This window comes from Chryseobacterium daecheongense (genome assembly GCF_003729955.1).
Lineage (GTDB): Bacteria > Bacteroidota > Bacteroidia > Flavobacteriales > Weeksellaceae > Chryseobacterium > Chryseobacterium daecheongense.
Genome location: NZ_RJTX01000004.1, coordinates 961132 through 983762, shown reverse-complemented (window position 1 = coordinate 983762; position 22631 = coordinate 961132). Strand labels below are relative to the sequence as shown.

17 protein-coding genes are annotated in these 22631 nt (G+C 35.0%); all 17 read right to left on the bottom strand.

What is annotated here, in order from left to right; translation table 11 throughout:
- Window positions 1–98: 98 nt before the first annotated feature.
- Window positions 99–782 carry a hypothetical protein gene (locus EGI05_RS17855; RefSeq protein ID WP_123264365.1) on the bottom strand — a complete coding sequence of 228 codons (684 nt, stop codon included), beginning with the start codon at window positions 780–782 and terminating at the stop codon, window positions 99–101.
- Window positions 782–1642, bottom strand: a complete 861-nt coding sequence (gene rfbD / locus EGI05_RS17850) for a dTDP-4-dehydrorhamnose reductase (RefSeq protein WP_123264364.1) — start codon at window positions 1640–1642, stop codon at window positions 782–784. Before rfbD ends, EGI05_RS17855 begins: the two co-directional genes overlap by 1 nt.
- A complete protein-coding gene (locus tag EGI05_RS17845; RefSeq protein ID WP_123264363.1) occupies window positions 1639–2124 on the bottom strand; it encodes an acyl-CoA thioesterase in 486 nt (161 codons plus the stop codon). The genes rfbD and EGI05_RS17845 overlap by 4 nt, the downstream gene beginning before the upstream one ends.
- 70 nt (window positions 2125–2194) lie before the next feature.
- Window positions 2195–2698, bottom strand: coding sequence for an OmpH family outer membrane protein (locus tag EGI05_RS17840; RefSeq protein WP_123264362.1), 504 nt, complete (start codon window positions 2696–2698; stop codon window positions 2195–2197).
- A 57-nt stretch (window positions 2699–2755) separates the two neighbouring features.
- Window positions 2756–3319 (bottom strand): OmpH family outer membrane protein, encoded by a 564-nt coding sequence (locus tag EGI05_RS17835; RefSeq protein WP_123264361.1) that lies wholly within the window; start codon window positions 3317–3319, stop codon window positions 2756–2758.
- A 4-nt stretch (window positions 3320–3323) separates the two neighbouring features.
- The gene (gene bamA, locus EGI05_RS17830) at window positions 3324–5861 is read right to left on the bottom strand and encodes an outer membrane protein assembly factor BamA (RefSeq protein ID WP_123264360.1); all 2538 of its coding nucleotides are present in this window, start codon (window positions 5859–5861) and stop codon (window positions 3324–3326) included.
- A 30-nt stretch (window positions 5862–5891) separates the two neighbouring features.
- Window positions 5892–6641: an isoprenyl transferase gene (locus EGI05_RS17825; protein WP_123264414.1), complete on the bottom strand. Its 750-nt coding sequence runs from the start codon at window positions 6639–6641 to the stop codon at window positions 5892–5894.
- Window positions 6642–6646: 5 nt separating this feature from the next.
- The gene (gene porG / locus EGI05_RS17820) at window positions 6647–7540 is read right to left on the bottom strand and encodes a type IX secretion system protein PorG (protein WP_123264359.1); all 894 of its coding nucleotides are present in this window, start codon (window positions 7538–7540) and stop codon (window positions 6647–6649) included.
- A 214-nt stretch (window positions 7541–7754) separates the two neighbouring features.
- Entirely contained in the window at window positions 7755–10250 is a 2496-nt protein-coding gene (locus EGI05_RS17815) for an exopolysaccharide transport family protein (protein ID WP_123264358.1), read from the bottom strand.
- A 2-nt stretch (window positions 10251–10252) separates the two neighbouring features.
- Entirely contained in the window at window positions 10253–11107 is an 855-nt protein-coding gene (locus tag EGI05_RS17810) for a polysaccharide biosynthesis/export family protein (RefSeq protein ID WP_123264357.1), read from the bottom strand.
- Between the two features lie 37 nt (window positions 11108–11144).
- Complete coding sequence (locus tag EGI05_RS17805; protein WP_123264356.1) at window positions 11145–12263, bottom strand: glycosyltransferase family 4 protein; 1119 nt, start codon at window positions 12261–12263, stop codon at window positions 11145–11147.
- A 94-nt stretch (window positions 12264–12357) separates the two neighbouring features.
- On the bottom strand, window positions 12358–13359 hold the full coding sequence (locus EGI05_RS17800; RefSeq protein WP_123264355.1) for a glycosyltransferase family 2 protein: 1002 nt from the start codon (window positions 13357–13359) through the stop codon (window positions 12358–12360).
- A 3-nt stretch (window positions 13360–13362) separates the two neighbouring features.
- Entirely contained in the window at window positions 13363–14433 is a 1071-nt protein-coding gene (locus tag EGI05_RS17795) for a formimidoylglutamase (protein ID WP_123264354.1), read from the bottom strand.
- A 36-nt stretch (window positions 14434–14469) separates the two neighbouring features.
- Window positions 14470–14931, bottom strand: coding sequence for an ecotin family protein (locus tag EGI05_RS17790; protein WP_123264353.1), 462 nt, complete (start codon window positions 14929–14931; stop codon window positions 14470–14472).
- Window positions 14932–15052: 121 nt separating this feature from the next.
- Window positions 15053–17608, bottom strand: a complete 2556-nt coding sequence (gene topA, locus EGI05_RS17785) for a type I DNA topoisomerase (RefSeq protein WP_123264352.1) — start codon at window positions 17606–17608, stop codon at window positions 15053–15055.
- Window positions 17609–17660: 52 nt separating this feature from the next.
- On the bottom strand, window positions 17661–18809 hold the full coding sequence (locus tag EGI05_RS17780) for a hypothetical protein (RefSeq protein WP_123264351.1): 1149 nt from the start codon (window positions 18807–18809) through the stop codon (window positions 17661–17663).
- A 153-nt stretch (window positions 18810–18962) separates the two neighbouring features.
- A complete protein-coding gene (locus tag EGI05_RS17775) occupies window positions 18963–22403 on the bottom strand; it encodes a T9SS type A sorting domain-containing protein (protein ID WP_123264350.1) in 3441 nt (1146 codons plus the stop codon).
- Window positions 22404–22631 lie beyond the last annotated feature (228 nt).

The window sequence follows — 22631 nt, the reverse complement described above, 5'->3', positions numbered from 1 at the left end:
TTCGTAATATTTATTGGTAATCTACTGATACACAAAACAAAAACTTTAAACTAATGTTTAAAGTTTTTAATAAATATTTCAGAGAATATAAAAAATGTCTAAAAATCCGCTTGAATCTTATATATTATACTTAGAAATTCAGCGAAGGATTTCTCTAATCCTATAATATCTCCGGACTTTAAATTTAAACCACCTACTCCAGATTGGTCTGATTTAATTTTCATAGATGATATCTGAAAATACTGATTAGATTCACCACTTTTCGGTTGGATCTTGATGGCAGAACCTAAAAGTTTTTTCGTTGAAATGGTGTACAGTTCTCCAGGTACAGTATTTATTATCATATATGATCTTGGAGATAAAGTATAATCTTTTCTGTTGATGCTTATTTTTTGATCTTTATCTGATGAAGCAAACAGATATAAATGTCCAGACTGGGATTCTAATTTTTCTTTTGGCAAATAATATAAACTTATTTTATAGTTTGATGGGTTGAATGCCTGTGAAGAGCCATCAATATTCTCAAAAGGTTTTAATGAAAATGTATTTGCACCAATTTCTTTTGCTTTTCTATATATTAATGAAAAGGTTAATGCATCATCTTTTGAGAATCCCTGGACTTCAACCTCGCCTAGATATTGTGCCTCTTTAATTTCATTACTAATCTTATACAGAAATTTATCTGTGTTGTCATTGGTCTTTTCAACTTTTGTTAAATAGACATTCTGAGCGCTGAAAAGCTGAATACAAAAAACTAATATGACAATTCCTATGTTCTTCATTATTTAGTAAGGATATTAATGCATTCTTCGAGGCTGGTTTCCCAATACTTAGGCTCAATTTTATAGACTTCTTCTATTTTGTCCAAGCACATCGTACTTCTTTTTGGCCTTTTTGCCGGAGTTGGATATTGTTCTGTGGTTAAAGCATTCAATTTAACCGAAGATTTTGAAAATTCAGCGATTTTCTCAGCAAAGTTAAACCAAGTGGTTTCCGGGTAATTGGAGAAATGGAAGATTCCAAATATTTTTTGAGGAGCTTCAATGATATTCATAATGGCTTCTGCTAAATCATTGGCATTGGTTGGCTGCCCGTATTGATCTGCCACAATTCCCAGTTCATCTTTTTGTGAGAACAGGTTAAGCATTGTTTTTACGAAGTTCTTATTAAATTCTGAATATAGCCATGATGTTCTAAGAATAATAGTGTGGGGATTAGCTTCCAGAGCAAGCTCTTCTCCCGTTCTTTTAGATTCTCCGTAAACACCAATCGGGTTTGTAAAATCATCTTCGGCATAGCAAAGGTTTGTTTCACCGTCAAAAACATAGTCTGTAGAAATATGGATCAATACCGTTTTATATTCTGCGCAGGCTTTAGCAAGAAATTCAACTCCTTCAGCATTGACAGCAAAAGCTTTTTCTTTTTCCTTTTCTGCAAAATCCACCGCTGTATAGGCTGAAGCATTGATACAAAAATCCGGTTTATTATCATAAAAGAAATCATTGACCTGGTCTTCATCTGTGATATCCAATGTTTGAGAATCAGTGAAAATAAACTCATATCTATTTTCAAAATCGGGAGCTATTTTTCTGATACAATTTCCTAATTGCCCGTTGCTTCCTATTATTAGTATTTTTTTCATGAATTTTTAGCGTTTTGAGATCTTAAAAATTTAACTCTTGCCTGAAATTCTTTCTGTTCCAGATCAACATAAAACTTATGAAAAGTTTCTTTGATATTCTCCGGATGGATCTCAGATTTTCTTGTTTTAACATTGAAATAGATTACCGTAACCCATAATACTGCGTGTATGGTTTTCTCATCTAAACTCTTCATTAAGATTTCTACTTTGGCAGTTCTATCCTGTATATCGATGGTTTTGCTGCTTATGACTACTTGGGTATTGTATCTTACTTCTTTCAGATATGCAATTTCGTTTTGTATTGCAATCCATGTGCAACCTGTCTGTTTTGTATATTCTTCATAGGTAAAACCATAGAATGTTTCCACATGATCTTCTCTGGCATTGAACATATAGTCCAGATATTTTACATTATTCAGATGTCCAATGGGATCACAATCGCTAAACCGTACTCTTACCGTGGTCGATACTTCTTTTTCCATACGGCAAAAATAAAAAAACCGCCTCTAAAAGAGACGGCCAGATGTATAAATCTTTGTTAATTTCCAAAAATTATTGGATATTCAATTCTTTTTTCACAGCTGCTGTAGCATCAGGGCCTGATTTGAACACAAATGCAGAAGAATTAGCATCCATGATGTAATCATAGCTATTAGCTTTAGCTACTTTGGTTACAGCATCGTTCAATTTTTTCTCGATCGGCTCATAAGCTGCATCTTGTTTTGCAACGAAATCTTTCTGAGCTTTGTCCTGCATTTGCTGGATTTCCTCTTGTAATTTAGCTAATTCAGCTTCTCTAGCTTTGTTTTCGTCAGCCGTTTTCTTAGGAGCTTCTTCAGTATATTGCTTTAATTTAGCTTGTCCAGCATCTGCTTTCTTTTTAATTTCAGCCTGCTTAGTATCTAAGAAAGTTTTTAAGTCAGCATCTGCTTTTTTCTTTTCAGGCATTGCATTAAGAACACCTATAACATCTAAAGTAGCAATTTTTTGAGCTTTTGCCATACCTACAGATACAACCATCATTACTGCTGCAAATAATACACTTAATTTTTTCATAATTGGTAAATAAATAATTTAATTTGTTTTTAGATCTTAAAATTCAGTAAAAGTTAATTACTTTTTACTTTTGCTATTAGTTTTTTCTTTTTTATCTGATGTTGATGATCCTTTTAATAAGATATCTAACACTTTATCTGTATAGTCATATCTTTTTTGAAGGAAAATAACATTAATGTTATTGCTTTTATCAAGAACTATGCCCAACCCATTTTTTTCAGACATTGTCTTTACCGCTCCCCAAATCTGATCCTGGAAAGGTTCTACCAGATTGGTTCTTAATTTAGTAATCTCTCCATTGGCACCAAAACGTAAACTGGTAGTGGTCTTAATATTTTTTTCCAAGTCCATTACTTCCTTTTCTCTCAGCTTCAATTGGTCTCCTATCAATAGAACTTTTTCACTTTCAAAAGCTGATCTTTTCTTTTCATACTCAGACTGAAGGTTCTGAAGTTCAGATTGCCAAGTATCGATCTGAGCATTCAATCTTGCTTCTGCCTCCTTATATTGAGGAAGTTTATCCAAAATATATTCGGTATCCACAACCCCAATTTTTTGAGCGCTGCTTATTCCAAAAAGCAAAAATAATACAAATGTGAAAATGATTTTAAAATTCTTCATATCATTATAATGATTGGTTCATTAAGAAGTGGGTCTTCCATCCTGAAGGATCGGTTCCAAGTACTGTTTTATCGAATCCATATGCAAAGTCAAATCCAATCAGACCAAATGCTCCCATATACACTCTTACTCCGACTCCGACTGATCTCTTTAACTGGAAAGGGTTATAATTACTCCATGAATTCCAAACGTTACCTCCTTCTGCAAATGTTAAAGCATAAATTTTAGCTGTCTGGTTCAATGAAATCGGGTATCTTAATTCTAACGTAAATCTGTTATAAATCGTACCTCCTCCTTTTTGAGTGATATCATCAACGGTTCCTCCATATGTAGAAGCATTTTCATATCCTCTCAACGGAATTAATTCTCTACCATCATATCTACCTCCGAAAAGTCCGGTTCCCCCTACATAGAATCTCTCGAAAGGCGGAGCTCCCAATTCTCTGTTATATCCATCCATAAAGCCCATTTCAGCAGAAGATCTCAATACCAATTTTCCAACGATTTCATTATAAACATCTGCTTTGAACTTGATTTTATAGAACTCCATCCACTTATACTTTTCCGTTGGAGACATTGTTGAGTAATCTTTATTGCTAAACAATGAGTAAGGAGGCGTAAGTTTCGCTGAAAGTTCTATGTTTGAACCTACAGTAGGGAAAATCGGGTCGATTCCGGCAGAGTTTCTGCTTAGTCCGATATTCAAACTGAAGTTATTGGCATTTCCGTAATATTCTGTGGTATCACCGAATTCGAATGGATAGTTTTTAAAGTTATATTTCTGGAACTGAATTCCGGTATATAATGAGAAATAATCATCCGGCCATTTCAAGAGTCTGTTCAGGCCTACTGAAGCTGAGAAGATATTTAATTTCTGTGCATTTCCACTAACATCCGAATATTTAACTCTGGAGTTGTTCAAACTTACTGAAAGTGAAGTTTGTCTTGTTCCGAACAACCATGGCTCTACGAAAGATATCCCGTAGTTTTGGAAATATTGTCCTGCCTGCGCCTGGATAGACAATGTTTGTCCGTCTCCTTGCGGAACTGGCTTGAAGTCTTTAAATTTAAGGAAATTCTTTAACGAGAAGTTATTAAACGTTAATCCTAACGTTCCTATGAAGCTATTCCCCCCATATCCGGCTTGTAACTGAACTTGTGAAGATCCTTTTTCCACTAATTTCCAGTTAATGTCTACAGTATTATCCTGTTGATTAGGATTAATATCCTGACCAATCTGCTGTGGATCAAAGAAAGACATCCCTGCTAAATCGAAATATGTTCTTTTGATATCACTTTTCGCAAATAAGCTTCCTGGTTTTGTTCTCAAAGCACGAAGGATAACGTGGTCATGAGTAGTAGTATTACCTTCCCATGTTACTCTGTTCCATGTTGCTTTTTCTCCTTCATTGATACGGATTTCAAGATTAACAGCATCTCCGGAAACAGATTTTTCCACTGGAGTTACGTTAGAGAAAAGGTAACCGTTATTCATATATACGGATTTGATATCAGAATCATCTTCTTTACCTCCGTCTTCCCCTACTTTCTTATTAAATCCAACAGCATCGTAGATGTCGCCTTTCTTGTATCCTAAAAGTCTTTGTAAATATTCTGTGGAATATACAGTATTACCCGTGAATGTAATGTCACCGATATAATATTGTTTACCTTCGTTCAGCTTTACATTGATCTCGTAATTGTTATTCTTATTTCTCCATACGGAATCCGAAACGATAGCTGCGTCTCTATATCCTAAAGAGTTATAATAACTAATCAGATTTTGTTTATCTTCCTGATATTTTTCTTCAATGAATTTGGAAGATTTTAGGATACCTCCGATACCGAATCTCTTTTGCTTAGTTTCTTTGAATCCTTTTTTTCTAAGCTTGGCATCTGTAATTTTGGTATTTCCTTCAAACTCAATGTGGTCGATTTTCACTCGTTTTCCTTTGTCTACATTGATCGTCCAGTCAACAAGTGAAGGGTCGTTTGCATTTACCTTATCCTGAATGGTAATTTTGGTATCGGCAAATCCTTTTTTAATGTAGTCTTTAGGAATATTTGTTTTAAGGCTTGAAATTAAATTTTGAGTAATCTTGGTACCTGGCTTCAGGTTATTATCCTTTGCCAATTTTTCATTTTTAGATTTACCAATTCCTTTTCCTTCAAATTTTACTTCTCCAAGCTCTTTTAAATCCTGTAAATAGAATCGTAAAACTACTGTTTCACCCTCTATACTTTGTACATACACTTCAACTTCAGAAAAAGATTGAGTATCCCAAAGTTTTTTGATGGCATTACTGATTTTTTGTCCGGGAATATCCACGTTTTCACCTTTAGATAGTCCTGTAAATCTTAATATTTGAGCTGGCGTGTATTTTTTAACCCCATCTACAACAATATCCTTAAGAGTGTATGTGCCTGTTTGATTTTCCGCATATACAGGATTATTCACTTTTGTGCTATCCTGTGGAGTTACCTGTCCATAAAAATGTGCAGAGGCAGCAAACATAATGATGGGTAATAGTCTAAACTTCATTTTATCGTAGTCTTTCTTTTCTTTAAAATTTTACTGGATTTTTATTTGTTCTCCGGTCATACCGAATCTCCTTTCTTTGTTTTGATAATCTACAATACATTGAAAGAAGATGTCTTTTGAAAAATCCGGCCATAGAACATTTAAAAATTGCAGTTCTGCATAAGCGATCTGCCAAAGAAGGAAATTACTTATCCTTATTTCACCGCTGGTTCTGATAAGTAAATCTACTGGAGGAAAATCTTTTGTGTAAAGATAGTTTTCGAATAATTTTTCATTAATATCCTCTACATTTACCTTTCCTTCCTTTACATCTGTGCTTATATTTTTAACGGCATTCAGTATTTCATTTTGAGAGCCATAGCTAATGGCCAGTACTAAATTCCCTTTTGTATTTTCTTTGGTAAGTTCTACCACACGAAGCAACTGTTCTTTTACCAACGGTGGTATTTTTTCTAAGTTTCCGATCACATGCATTCTTAAACCTTTGCTGAAGATTTCTTCTGCTTCAAGCAATAAGGTTTCCGCCAGCAGATTCATTAACGTATCTACTTCATCTTTAGGACGGTTCCAATTTTCCGAGGAAAATGTATAGAGAGTTAAATATGGTATATGGATCTCATTGCAAGCATTAATGGCATTTCTCACGGCATTAATAGCATTTTTGTGACCAAAAGTTCTTTCTTCGCCACGAGATTTCGCCCATCTTCCGTTGCCATCCATGATGATGGCTACATGTTTCGGTAAATTCTCAGAATTTATTTTATCTTTAATCAACGACATATTCATTAATCACAATAGCATGGAGGTCTTCCGAAAGAATAAGTAAGCCCTAAACTAAAGGTATTCATCCAATCTTTCGATCTAAAGTCTCCAACATTTCTTTCTCCTAGGAATGCATTTTCTCTTTCTTTGGAAACAATATAATAATTTCCGGACTGAAGCAATGACCCTCCAGTAGACGGATCCAAAATATCTGCATTATAAGTGGACTTCACATCTTTGGAAAGGATCTTACTATGATCCAACTGGTCCGTTAATGTATATCTGAAGGTAGCTTCAGCAAATATTCCCCAATTATAATTAAACTTATATTTTAAACCTACTCCAAAAGGAATCTGCATTACTGTCTTGGTACCTGTAGAGTATACCGGCGTTGTAGTGAAATCAAGCTCATTTAGCGGAGCCTGTGCCACACCGTCTGCATCTCTTCTAAAATCATTAACTAGAGTAGCTTTCGGAGCATCAAACATTAAAGCCCCAACCCCCGCGAAGATATATGGACTCGCCATACTTACTTGCTCATTATTTACAGGGAAGAAGTTATATTCAAACATTAAACTTGCCTCATATACGTTATTTTTCCCGTATGAGTTTCTGTTTTTTCTGTATTCTTCTTTTGCTACTTTATCATTAAACTGAACCTGGTTGTATCCAAGGTCTAATCTAACCGTCTGATAAGGATTAAAATTAAATCTATATAATACCCCTCCATAAAAAGGAAATCCCCATTCCGACATTCTATCTAAATCCAATGGCTTTTGTAAAATATAATTGGTTCGCCCTATATCAGCCACTAGGTTACTCATACCTAGACGAACTCCCAATTCATTTCTTTGTGCTTTAACACCTGCCATTGTCCCCAATATGGCAAGGAAGCTAAACAATAATTTTTTATTCATAAAAGAACATGGATTTATGGTTATTTTAAAATTTAATTTTTGCAAATATAAAACATTTTTATATTAATGATATTCTTAATGTTTAGTTAAAAATAAACAAAAAATAATAATTTGTTATAAAGTAAACGACAAAGTGACAAAATTATTCTTTTTCTAATAACTTACAACATATCTCGTATACAAAAACCCTCATTAAATGAGGGTTTAAAAATATTTATTTTTTATTAAATATTGCCTGCACTTTATTTCTTATTCTGATTAAAAGAGGTTCCTTATAGTTTTTATCTTCATCAAAATATCCGTAACCGTAACCATAGCCATAACCATAGCCGTATCCATAACCATATCCCTGCTTCACATTATAATCATTATATACAAGTCCTAAATGCTCAATTTCATTATTATGATATTTCTCTGTAATCATTTTAAGCATATATTTCTCTGTATACTCGTGACGAACTACATATAAATTAGCATCAGAATATTTCATCAGCTCATATGAATCCGCAACTAGCCCTACAGGTGGTGAATCTATAATAATAAAATCGTATTTGTCTTTCAATTCCTGAATGAAGTTTATATTTCGTTCACTCATCAAAAGTTCAGAAGGGTTAGGAGGAATTGGTCCTGAAGTGGCAACATCAAGATTTGGGATCCTTGTTTTATTGATAATCTGATCAATAGAAACTTCCCCTGTTAAATAATTGGAAATCCCATATTTATTATCAATTTTAAAGTCACCAAAGATTTTTGGTTTTCTTAAATCCATTCCCAATAAGATGGTCTTCTTATCACTTAACCCTAAAACAGACGCCAGGTTAATTGAAACATATGTTTTTCCTTCCCCACCAATAGAAGAGGTAACCAGAATGATTTTGCTTTTCCCGTTTTCATTGGATAAAAACCTCACATTCGCTCTGATTCCTCTAAAGGCCTCGGAAACGGAAGATTTCGGATGTTCCAGCACCGTAAGCATATTGTCATTATTATTATTTCCAATAACTCCTAATAATGGAATTCTTGTAGCACCCAACAATTCTTTAATATTTCTTATTTTATTGTCCAATACTTCTCCAATAAGTATAAATAATAATGGTAATAATAAAAGTCCTCCTACAATAGCCGCTTTCGTTCCTTTTACATTAGGCCCTATTGGAAGCTGTCCTAAGTTTTTAGCCGGGTCAATCACAGTAATGTCTGACTGATTGGTAGCCACTTTCATTTGAGCATCATTCTGTCTGGCAAGAAGGCTGTTATAAGTAGCCTCTATCATATTGTATCCTCTCTCTGCATCCAGATATCTTCTTTCTTTCTCAGGATATGACTCCAGATCAGTATTAGCACTGGAAATATCTTGGTTTAATCTATTGATCTGCTCATAATACCCGGTGTAGTAATTCCTTAAGGAATTGGAAGAAGCCAGTTTCGCATCATTGATCAGCCTATTGATTTCTCTCATGGGTTCAGAATTTGGTGTATAAATCTGAGCCATTTCTCTTCTCTTAAGGTATAGGGCTTTCAATTCGGAAACTGATGCTGAGAAAAGTCCGTCTTCAAATCCTGCAGCATTAGTGCTGATCATTTTATCAAAGTTCTGGGTCTGAAGAGTGTTTCTTATTGTATTTAATGAGTTGATTTTGCTCATTAAATCTGCTTTTTTAGCTTCAAGTTCTTTGATTTTATTCAAGGACTTTTCATCTCTATCCTTAATATCATATAACTTTTCCGAAGTTTTCAGGAAATTTAAAACCGAAGCACTAGAATCAAGTTTCTTTCTGATATCATTAATGCTTCCTTGCAGATAAGCATCTGTATTTTTATTGACAATATTTTTGTCCGCTAATCTTTTTTTCTGTAATTCGGCAACCGATTTATTCAAAAAGTTTACAGTTCCATTAAGATTATATCCTTTTTTAGTAATAATCATAATGGTGTTTATTTCTTTATCGAACTCAACTCCTATGGTAGAAACAATATCATTAACAGATTGGTTTACAGAAGTAAGTTTAACAATAATATTATCAAGCTTAATTTTAGCAGGCACAGTATTTTGTACCAGCTTAAACCTTAGATTAGGAGTTGTATACCACTCATTAACTTTTATAATTTTATTTTCCGGTCTACCATACGGGTTTATGGATTGAAATCCTTCGCTTTCATAGCTATATAAATTAGTACTTTGTCCTTCTTTAGGAAGTACCACTTCATAGGAATTATTCCCCTTAGGAATTAAGGTGATAGGGTAATCAATCTGTTGGAGATGTTTTTTATCTATCTGAAGAAAAACAGGAGAATCATCCTTATCCAGATAGGTAGATTTGATAGCCCCTTTTGTTGAATAGTTAACAAAAAGGTCCAGTTCTTTCACCAAAAACTCATTATGTGATCTTGAAAGAAGCATTTTCTTTAAATAGATCCCATCCTGATTTCCTCCCTGAGTCCAGATGAAATTAATGGATTGATTGGGCGTAAAGTAGCTTGCCGTATTATTGGAAACACTTAAAGAAAGGTTGGAAGCATAGATGTTCTGGGCATAATATTTACTATAAACCCAAGAAATGGCATATCCTATGAGCAGCATAAAAGCAAACCAATACCAGTTTTTAAGTATTCTCCTTAAAAAGTGCTCTACATCAAATAATGCAAAGGCTCCATATTTATCTTTCTGAGAATTATTTTTCTCCGCAGCAGTTTCTCTTTCTGGAATCATGACTAAAGATTTTTTAGGAGTAAATAAATAGACAGAGCCGTAGTAATTACAGAAACTCCTGTAGTTAAAGTCTGAATTGGATCTTTTCCAAATCCGTTTAAGCTTTTCGCTCTTGTATTCAGATAGATTTCATCCCCGTTTTGCACATAGTAGTACGGTGAATTCATTACATCTTCACGGGTAAGATCTATTTTTGCAATTTTGATTCCTTCCGGCAATTTTCTGTGGATTACAATATTTTTTCTATCAATAGTTCTGTTTAACCCACCATTAATAGCCAAAGCTTCTGTAACAGTAAGTGTATTTTTATGAGCCACTTTTTCGCCGGTCATTCCGGTTGTTTCAACATCTCCTAATATATAATAGGTAATTCCATCCGTATTCAGTCTTACTTCTGATTTTCCTTCCTGGAAATTTTCATTTACTTTTTCCTGAATCTCTTTAGTGACTTCTTCAATGGTTCTTCCTTCTGCCTTCACATAGCCAATTCCGAAAATATTGATATCACCATTGGAATCAACTTTCAATCCGTTAAAATAGAAATTGATGTTTCCGCCACCACTGGTGCTTGTAGCAACATTTGTAGCAGGATTATTTGTGGTTGGTGTTATTGTACTTCCAGATGTATTCAAGGAAGAATAGAACTGAGCAGCATCTCCTTTGGGAGTGGTAACGATATTAAGATTTAGAATATCATTTTTGGTAATTCTATAAATCGGAATATTGTAGGGAACCAATCCTTCTTCATTGATTACGAGACTTTCATTAGGCTGCATATATCTTACATCTTTGGTGGTGATGCACGATGTAATGAACAAGGGTAGTAAAAAAAATAAATACTTATAGCTCTTCATCATATTTCAATGTTATTTACAAAAATAAAAATTTAAATGGTTAATTGTTATTATTTCTTAAACGATAAATGAAATCCGGAAGATAAGCTCCTAAAAATCCTAATGCAAGAATAATTATTAATAATAGATTTACATTTATATGCCTTAAATAATAAGCAACGGTTACAATAAAAAGGTAATACACTATAATATAAAAACTGGATCTTCTGTGTGTAAGATCAAGCTTCAGCAATTTATGATGAATATGGTTTTTATCAGCATCAAAAGGAGATCTTTTATTAATGATTCTCACGATAATGACATTCAGTGTATCAACAATAGGTAATATTAAAATCGCAACAGCCACTGCAGGGGCAGATTGCAGGTGATACCTCGGTACATTAGGCAAAGCTTTATCTATAAAGATATCTATAAAGCAAACAGAGGTAAATGCAAGCAAAAACCCTAATAACATAGAACCTGTATCTCCCATAAATATTTTATTGGTCCTATAATGTGATAAATTATAGTACAGAAACGCCAAAACTGCTCCGATGATAATCACTGATAAAACAACCAAAGGATAATTATATTCTCCTAAACGATAATAGCTTATCCCAAAAAGAGCGCTGCATATGACGGAATATCCACCAGCAAGACCATCAATTCCATCAATAAGATTGAATGCATTGATCAGGATAATAAAAGTAACAATACTAAATAATATACTTATCCAATAATTCAGCTCATACACTCCAAATATTCCGAATAAGCTTCTTATCCTTATGTCTGACCCTATTACCACAAGTGATGATACCATGATTTGCGCCACCAGCTTTTTATAAGCCCTCATCACCACAATATCATCCATCACTCCAATGTACAGGAGAATGACTAAAGAGGCAAATAAAAATTTGTAAAGATCAAAAAGTTCATACGCGAAAATAGAAGCGCAAATTCCTATGGAATAAAAAATAGCAATTCCACCGAGATTAGGGATTTTTCTAAGATGGGAACTTCTTATACCCGGCTCATCCATAAGGTTTTTTCTTCTGGAGATCTTAACAATGGTAGGAATGGAAAAGAAAGTAATTAGAAAAGAAAATATAAAACCCAGGCCTATTTTCACATAAAAAATAGGGATTCCACTCTGAGTTAAGAACAATTCAAAATTCTTCATTTTTTTATTCGAGTACTTGCTTGTTCCGGTAAAAAAGATACACCATGAATTTATAAAAAACCCAATCGAAACAATAGTACCTTACATTTGTGTTTTACATTAATTTTCTTATCAGCTTCTTTTGTCCTGCAAAATACAGCAGATAAAAAATCTTTTTTTTCAAAGGCAAAGATAAAAGATAATTCCTATCAAAACGATTATAGTTTAAGATATCTTTAATTTTTATACCTCTTTGTGTTATAAAATTATTAAGCCGAACTGCCATTTCGTAGAAATGTTCTTCTTCTTTTACAAAGGCTAAATAGGCTAAAAAAGAGTATACTCCTTCAAAAATCTGAAAATTTTTAAGTTCCTGTAATTTCTCTGAGTATACGGATTTTTTAAAAACTTCTTCCACATCTTCCACTGCTTTTAACATATCCAACCCTTTTTTGGTATGCGTCTTTGTAATGGAATCGCTGCGCTCCAGATATTGGTAATGGAAATTCTGTGTCTGTGCGATGGTAGTACATTCCAGTAAAAGTTGAGGGACTAACTGGATGTCTTCAAAATGAATTCCCTTTTTAAACCTTTTATCTGCGAAGAGTTCTTTCTTAAATAATTTATTGCAGGCAAAATAACTGATATCCGAAAATACCGAAAAATGCTTTTCAAGATCAATTCTTTCCGGCAAATTGGGAATCTGGGTGAGTTTTTGAGTCACATTTCCATATTCATCCACCTTTTGAATATTGCAGATCACCATTTTCGACTGGTGTTTTTCCGCCAGGTTCACCATTTCTTCGAACATGGTTTCCGTAACGTAGTCATCACTGTCTACAAAGCCGATATAATCTCCGGTCGCCCTGTCAATTCCAAAATTACGGGCATCACTTAATCCTCCGTTTTCCTTTTGAAAGGCTTTTATCTTATCGGGATATTGTTGAGCATATTCCTGAATGATATGCCCGGAGCTATCTTTACTTCCATCATTGATAACCAGGATTTCTATTTCCTGCAGGGTTTGATTGACTAAAGAATCGAGGCATTTGGCCAAATAATTTTCGACATTATAAACAGGAACAATGATGGAAACTTTTGAGGGAACGTTTATCATACATTATATTTTCGTCAGTCTTGCGCTTAGCCATCCTTTTTTGGCTTCATCGAAGTCTTTTCTTGAGCAGGGAATGCAGTTTTCTATATTCTCATCATCTCCGAAATACCATAAATTGCTGAAAGTATCACGTTTGAAAGCATATTGCCTGTCATCAATCAAAACATAAAACACTTCATAATGCCTTTCTTTTGGATGTGACTTCTGGATATTGATTCCTTCGATCAGATACCAGATCATTTGTGCTAAAAGCTGATGATTCAACTGATTCTCAGAATAAATATTATAATTGAAAATACCTACTGACTTAAGATTTTCACTTAAACCGATCTCTTTCATATAGGCACAGATCTCTCTTCTGTTTAATCCATTGACTTGTGGATTCATGGAAAAGGCATCGCTGAAACTTTCAATCGCATCGCAGTTTACTGTCACAAGATCCGCTTTTCTAAAGAACGGCTCCGTTTTTTCCGTAGAGTTCATCATTTCTGCTAAACGGATGATATCAAACTCCACCTCTTTGATTAGTTTTACAGAATCAACTTCATTCAAATGTTTTTGATATCCTAAATGATGGTAATTTTTGATGGAAAAATTCTTAGCTCCAAAAATTTTACTTAAAAAAGTATGTTCATTAATTTCTTCTCCTTGTTTTAAGGAAATGATATTGCTGATCTGAGTATAATTAATATTCTTCTGATGAAAGTTTAATGCAGAGAATAATGAAAAAGCAAAATCATTGGATCCGCCAATAATAATTGGGATCGCCCTGTTGTAATGACATGCAGACAATACTTCCTGTAAAATATAATGGGTATCCTGAATACTTTTCCCGGAAACCAGGTCGCCCAAATCCACTATGGGAATTTCAAAATCCAGCTGCGAAAGTCTGTAAAATTCTTTTCTCACCGCCGTAAAATCCTGAACTTCGGCCTCACCATTCGCGCCTCTGTAATCTGAAACAAAAAGAAGGACAATGCTGTCTTCTTTTATTTCCTTCGTGATCCTGTTTCCGATCTGCCAGTTTTCAGTTTTAAAATTTCTTGGTGAAATGATAAAATCTTCAAAATCCATATTCTTTAATTTGAAAATTTAAAATGTGATTATTTGCTATTTTACTTCTGTGAAATGGGGTTCTGCTTTCCAAATCCTGTATTCTACATTTATATTTTTAGGAACATAATATCTGTAGGTAAAAATACTATTGTACTCTATGAAGATAGGGTTAGAGCTATATATCTTTTTCTGCACTTTTTTGGAACTGCACGTTCCGCTCCGCCCGACCACAACCTCGTAATTATTCTCATCGATCACATAATAAGGATATGCATGGGGAGGCTTAAGATAACGTGTCTCAAAATCCGGCAACGTAAAGCTTCCTTTTTCACAATCCAACATCTCATGCATCATGCTAAAGTTGACTTCTACTTTATAATCGACTTCATTTTTAATGTTAGGGAGCTTTATATCCACTCTTTTAAAACCCTCTTTGGGTTCCGGATAAGTAACTTCTTCCTGACCAAAGGCATAAATTCCTGTAACAAGTAATACGAAACAAAAAATCCTTACCATTCAAAACATTTTCCGCAAACATACAAAAACCTCATCAAAATCAATCTTCTTATCATCCCATAATTCATAAAAAAGCCATTAACAGGTTATGTTAATGGCTTTTTTATTGTATCGTAAAGTACTATTTCTTTTTAGTTGCAGCTTTTTTAGCAGGTGCTTTCTTAGCTGTTGTTTTCTTCGCTGCCGGTTTCTTTTTCTCAGCAAATGCATTTTTATCCTGATCCGTGATCCACTTTTTCACCTCATCCAAAGAAACTTCTTTCAATTCTTCCGCTGCATATTTCGTATCGTCACTTTTCTTCGGAATTTTGAACATGCCTTTTCCGAATTTGATGAAAGGTCCCCATCTTCCGTTTTCAATGGAGATTTTTTCTTTCTCCCACTGTTGGATATACCTGTTGGCTTCTTTTTCAAGTTTAGCCTCGATCAGTTCATTGATGTCACTTTGTGAAAGGTTTTCGAAATTATATTTTTTCGGAACGTTCACGAAAATATCTTTGTATTTGATGAATGGTCCGAATCTTCCAGTGCCTTTCGTCACAGGCTCACCTTTAAAAGTAGCAATCGGAGCGTCTGCTTTTTTCTTTTCATTGATGATTTCTTCCGCACGTTGTTGATTTACGGATAAAGGATCTTCTCCTTTCGGAATGCTGATGAATGTTTCTCCCCATTTTACATAAGGCCCGAATCTTCCTACTCCTACAGAAACGGGTTGTCCTTCAAAATCATTCAGATCAAAAGGAAGCTTGAAAAGCTCTAAAGCCTCTTCCAATGTGATCGTTGCAATATTCTGTCCCGCCATTAACGAAGCAAAAACAGGTTTTTCCTCATCATCCGTCTCTCCGATCTGAATCATTGCCCCGAATCTTCCAATTCTCGCGTGAACATTTTTGCCCGTTTTAGGATCAATTCCTAATAATCTATCTCCTGTTGCGCGGTCTGCATTTTCTTCTACATCTTCAATTCTCGGATGGAATTTAGAGTAGAAATCCGTCATCATCTCTTTCCACTTCTGTTCTCCGTTGGCAATCTCATCGAAACCTTCTTCTACTCTTGCCGTGAAACCATAATCCAGGATTTCTTTAAAATTATCGGTAAGGAAGTCATTTACGACTTCTCCTATATCTGTTGGTACAAATTTATTTTTATCGCCTCCGAATTTTTCTTCAAGAATGGCTTTTTTGATTGTGCCTTTTGCCAAAGACATTTTGAGAACCTCACGGGTTTGTGGTTCTATCTCACGCTTATCCACATACTCACGGTTCTGAATAGTCTGAATAGTCGGTGCATAAGTAGAAGGACGGCCAATTCCCAGCTCTTCAAGCTTTCTTACCAATCCCGCTTCCGTATACCTTGCACTCGGCCTCGTGAATTTCTCTGCTGCAATGATGGTTTTATAGTTTAAAACTTCGCCAACTGCTACTTTCGGTAATAATTTCTCATTGTTTTCTTCATCATCTTCTTCCGTTTTAACAATTCCGTAAGCTTTTAAGAAACCATCGAAAATGATTACTTCACCCTGTGCTTCAAATTGTTGTGGCAAACTTGGATTTCCGATCTCAATAACCGTTTTTTCAATTTTAGCATTCGCCATCTGAGAAGCCAGTGTTCTTCTGTAAATCAATTGATACAATCTGTTCAACTGGTTATCTCCAATACTTTTTACTGAAAAGTCTGTTGGACGAATCGCTTCGTGAGCTTCCTGTGCTGAAGCGGATTTGGTGGTATAATTTCTTGGTGCAGAATATTCTGCCCCATATTCTGATTGAATTTGTTTTTTTGCTCCTTCAATTGCTTCCTGGGAAAGATTTACGGAGTCTGTTCTCATATAGGTAATGTGCCCTTCCTCATATAATGTTTGCGCCAGACGCATCGTGGTGGTTACATTATATCCAAGCCTTGAAGATGCCTCTTGTTGAAGTGTAGAGGTGGTAAAAGGCGCAGAAGCCGAACGTGTTCCGGGTTTTGTTTCTACATTCAGAACTTTAAATTCTGTTGTTTTAGCTAATTCAAGAAATCGTTCCGCCTGCTCTTCTTTCTCGAAATCTTTTTTCAGCTTTGCAGCAATTTCCTGTTCATTCTTATTCAGGAAGATCCCGTCTACCTTAAAGCTCGCTTTCGGAACAAATTCACGGATCTCTTTTTCTCTTTCAACAATTAGTCTTACGGCAACAGATTGCACTCTTCCCGCAGATAATCCCGGCTTTACTTTTTTCCAAAGAACCGGAGACATTTCAAAACCAACGATCCTGTCCAGTACTCTTCTTGCTTGTTGAGCATTAACAAGATTTTGGTCTATATCCCTTGGGTTATCAATGGCCTTTAGAATAGCATTTTTGGTAATTTCATGGAAGACGATTCTTCTTCTGTTTTCCGGTTTTAACTTCAATTCATCTGCTAAATGCCAAGCAATAGCTTCTCCTTCACGGTCTTCATCGGAAGCCAGCCAAACCACATCAGCTTTTTTCACGGCGGCTTTCAGTTCGGTTACCAATTTCTTTTTATCTGCCGAAACTTCATAATCAGGATTGAAAGTGGCCAAGTCAATCCCCATTCCTTTTTTAGGTAAATCCCGGATATGCCCGAAACTGGATTTCACTTCGAAATCTTTTCCTAAATATTTCTGAATAGTTTTTGCTTTTGCCGGAGACTCTACGATTACTAAATTTTTCGACATTCTAAAAAATTTTTGCAAAAGTAAAGTTTTTTTATCAGATAGATTTTTTTAATCACATTTTATTTAACAATTCTAAAGGGGCAATGAAGATTCTATATAGGATTCCTTCGAATGTAAATCCGCTTCCCGACATTTCAACCCTGTAGATTAACGATAATATAATAATGAATAATGTAATATAAAATTTCTTGTTGATCATAATAGGCTCATACGCAAATAATGAGTCTCTCTTCCGCAATAACAGAGCAAAAAGCACAATCATAAGCATCATGTGGATATACATCCATCTGCCCCAATCGATAGCCAGATAAAACAGCGGCAATGAGAATAAAAATGCACCTCCCAATAAAATAGATAATAACTTTCGGCTGTTTAGATATTTTAAATAATACCCTATGTGAAACACGCTAATTGCTAAGCTTATGAAATACAGCCTGTATTCTTTGATATGTTCTCTAATATATTGCCTTTCATCAATATCCCAGTAAAAAATTCCGTAAGTGGGGTGTACTCCTCTTTGATTCAAAAGTTGGAGCGACATTCCCTCGTTTACATTTTTCCCGAAAAGAATAATCAAAACAGCCGGAATACCCGTTGCAAGAAAATATTTAAGATATCTTTTAATCTCAAGCTTTCCTGTTTTTACATACAGTGCAATTGCAAAATAGGGGACATAAAACAGGGCAACCTCATGCAACAAGATACTGATACATAGTAAAATACAAAAGATGTATTCTTTATATTTTGAAAGCCTATCTTTATCCAAAAGATAAACAAACCATGTGAACAACAGAAAAACAATAAATTCTTTCTTTCCGACATAGGTAACCGTATTTAAAAGTCCTATAAAACCGATAGAAGAAAGTAATAGTGATAAATATAATAGGGTAGTAACCTTATAACGTATAAGTTTGGTGTAATACCAAAAGAATAATAAAATGATAGAAAACTGACAAAAATACACCAAGTAATTGAGCCCAATCCCCGTGATATCCTGCAACAGAAAAAAGAAACTTCCCGAAAGCCCTCTTCTTTTAAAGCCTCCGTCCTGGTAATTGATCAGCCAGTCAGCAAGAATATAGCCATCATCCTTAAAATTATAGATGTAAGTAAAGACAAGAGTATAGACAGCCGTAGCAACAATAAGCAAATAAATAAGAATCTTACTATTGAAGTATTGTTCGACTTTTTGGAACTTCATACGTGTGTTTTTAACATTAAAAAATGAAAAGAAACATAAAAGCTGTTCCAGTTCATGTTATATATTCATCATTTTGAATTTCAAAAATATGAATTTACACGTTTCTGAACACTACTTTTATGTTTCTTTTACACAAATAGTATGAAACTCCTGTTATTCTTTTATGATTTTAACTACCGTTTCTTCATTGTTAATTCTCATTAAATAAGTTCCTGTAACCAATGCTGAAAGATCAGTCTGTTTGTTTTCAAACTTCCCTGATTTTACAAGCTGGCCGGACATATTATAAATCTGATAGTAATATCCTTTTTCAACTGAAGCATTAATATACAATACATTTTTGACAGGATTTGGATAAACCGTGATTTTATTTGCCTTTATCTTATCCCCAATTTCTGTTTTGCTTAAAGGAGCCGCAGCTTTAGTTGCCGGAAGTGAAGTTATCTGCAGTTTTGGAACTACCCCTTCTTCGTTTCCATTAGCGTCATATTTTATCTTAACGCAACGGCAGCTCATTCCGAAATAAGGATCGTTATTATCATGGAATGCGATGATACGGTTAGCTGACGAAGCGGCATCAAACAAAACATTAATAGGTCTTCCTATATAATTCGAATTCAATGCGGCTGTCCATATTCCGGGATACTGAAAATTAATGAAATTGAACGTTCCCTGTGCAGTCTGATTCCCCGTTACACTTCTGAAGCCTCTGGAACCGGAATTCGGATAATTCCCTATTTTATAAGAGGCATCGTTGAAGGTATATCCTATGGTAGAAGTGGTACTCGGATTTCTGACACGGATACCTAAATAATCATTAATAATACTATAAGAGGTCGCCACATTCTTATCCTTTTTATAAAAAGGAGTTAATCCGAAATCTTTATTGGATACAATAGCAACGCCTGTCAGATCCGGAATCCTCCATCCCGCAGGACACGGATCGAAAGGTGACTTTTCTCCACCTCTTCCCCATCGGTCCGGAGCAAGATTAGGTTCAGGAGATAACCAGTCTGAACCATTGGTATAATTTGGGACGGTGCTGTTATAGGGTGCAAATGTACTCGGAATCATATATACTAATGGATTACCTACAGAATAAGCAATCACTTTAGCCACTTTTTCTGAAACTTTATCTGAAGCCTGCACATTAGCTGTACCTGCATAGGTATTGTAAGGAACAATATAATTTCCTGACATATTATTATACGCAGATGCTAGTAAAGTAGAATACGTTACAGATCCACTCGCCGTCACATTACCTAAGAAAATATTATAAGAGGCCCTGTTATCCGCAAACTGGAAGACAGGAAGCGGATCCTTTCTGCCCCATTGGTAATGTAATCCGGTTGCAGCTCTGATCTTAGCAAGTTCAGCCGTAGTAGGTGTAAACGGATTTACCACTACCGGGAAAGCATCCGTCGCTCCTAAATTTCTGTCCATGAACTCTGTCTGGAACACATTATCTGCTTTGTTCACATAGTTTACATAATTGGTAACAGAAGTGTTTGGAAGCTCTGTGGTATACATATTAGATCCCACCGGAGTATCTGTTACCCAAATATGCCAGCTCCAATAAACAGGATTAGTAGTATTTTCATTATGAAGCGTAATTACAGCATTCCCACTCTGATTAGGTTTTATTTCAACCAGTATTTTAGTATTTACAATATTATCTAATGTTCCCGGAGAAGGATTAACCATGGTCACTTTATTGATCAGTTCTGTATTGGTAGACCAAAGAACATTAGCTTTTAAATTACTAAAGCTTGATGAATTAAGGATCATCTTATTGTTCAAAAGTTCACTTTGAACAGAAAATGCTTTGCTTACAGGAATTTCAACAGTAGAAATCACTGTATTTTTAACAATCTGATAAGTATTGGGATGATCAATTCCTTCTTTGTATTCGCTCGCCGGAGCTAAATATTCTGTAGGAAAATTATAGTTATCTATTACATATAAAGGGTCTTTTATACATCTGCATCCCGCTGCATTAGAAGTTGGTCCAGAAGATAAAGGAGAATACCAGTATCTCCCCTTTACATCCGGGAATCCTGCATCAGGAACATCGGTTTGCCCTTTATCCGGAATCAGTGATAATGCTCTTGCTCCAACAGCCGGAGTTGCATCAAAATGTCTCGCCATAGTTGCCGTCCATAAAGCCGTCTGATGCTGATCCGTATATTGCCCGTTATGGAAATTCAGAAGAATCTGTCCTGTTCCCGGAAAAATCCCCATATTAAATCCATTTACATTAGATAAATCAAATCCAAAATTAGGGTAGATCTTAAACCCTTTCATGAAAGTTGGTGTTGAAGTATCCGTTGGTTTTATAATATGATAATTATTGGATTCAAAAACATTTTTAGATGTATTGGTTCTTACGCCAAAAGGAGAAAAATCAATTCTCACATCATCCACATAACTTGCTGAGGCAAGATTGGCAACCAATACAGAAGGAATCCTCCATCCGTTGGGACAAGGATCAAAGGAAGACTTATCTCTATAAGGATTGGCATTATTGTCATCATTATAATTGGCTGCAACCAATCCTTTTGAATTATCTGACCATAAATTGAGTTCGCTAAGCTGGTTCGGTGCTAAACCGGCAAATGTTCCAAACCAGTTTACCGGCAAATTGGCATTATTGCTATAGTAAGCCGGTCCAGAATTATCATCTTTATTGACATAAATGAGACTTAGAGGGTTTTTCACCGACAGCCTTATATTATTGGTTACATTAGCATTTGATAATAAAACAAATCGTCTGAGATCATCAATCTTGACAGCATTAACATTATTTACCGCACCTCTGTGTCTCACTCTTCCAATAGAACCGGAAACCTCATAAAAATCATTCCCCCTCCAAACCAAAGGTGGAATAGGGTCTTTTCTGCCCCATTGATATAGCAACCCAGAGTTACGGTTCCAGTCAGATGCAGTAATAGAGCTGCTTATGGCTCCCAAATTTCTGTCCATCCATCCCCAGTCTGTATCCGGAATCGGTTCAAGAGTACCATCACTTTTTTCTCTTTTAAGATTAGTGAAACTTTTATATGTAGATCCATTGGAAGGATCATCTGTTACCCAAACGTGCCAACTCCAGAAGATTTCATCATTTACTCTTAGAACAATAACCGCATTTCCTTTTTTAGATTTATTAACTGGTACTTTTATTTTGGCACTAGGCCCGGAATCCACCATTTCCAAAGAATATCCTTGTCCGGATTTTATCAAACCATGAACATCTTCCCACAATACTTCTGCTGTAACTTTTCCTACAGGAATTCCGCTGCCTTTGAGGTATTTATCCTGTTCCCACATAGCATAAGCTTTTCTTACGGGAATATACAATCCTTCATTATTTTGAGCAGGATCAAAAATGTAGCTGTTGGGAGCTTTTGTCCAATCCTGAGCTATGGCCTTACCGGATGCTGAAGCTGTAATTAAAGTGTCAGAAGGTTTCCGATAAAGATCAGGAGGTTGTTTACATACTGAAGAAGCATCGTTGATGGCTGCATTGCCTGTAGAATAGGCCCATACCGATGCAAGGCAAAAAATTGCCGTTAGGTTTTTAGCTAAATTATTCATATCCTTAAGTTTGTGCTGTTATCAAAAGTACAATATCTAAGCCCCTATCATTAAACAATTATTTATTTTATAAATTAATCTAAAATAAACAAGTTATTTTATAGATATATCAAAAGTATTTGCTTACTAATGAAAATACAGCATATGTTCATCCGCCGCAAAAGTATGTATTATTATTAAATATTTATAAATAATTTATTTTTTTTAAAGAAAAACCAATACCAATTT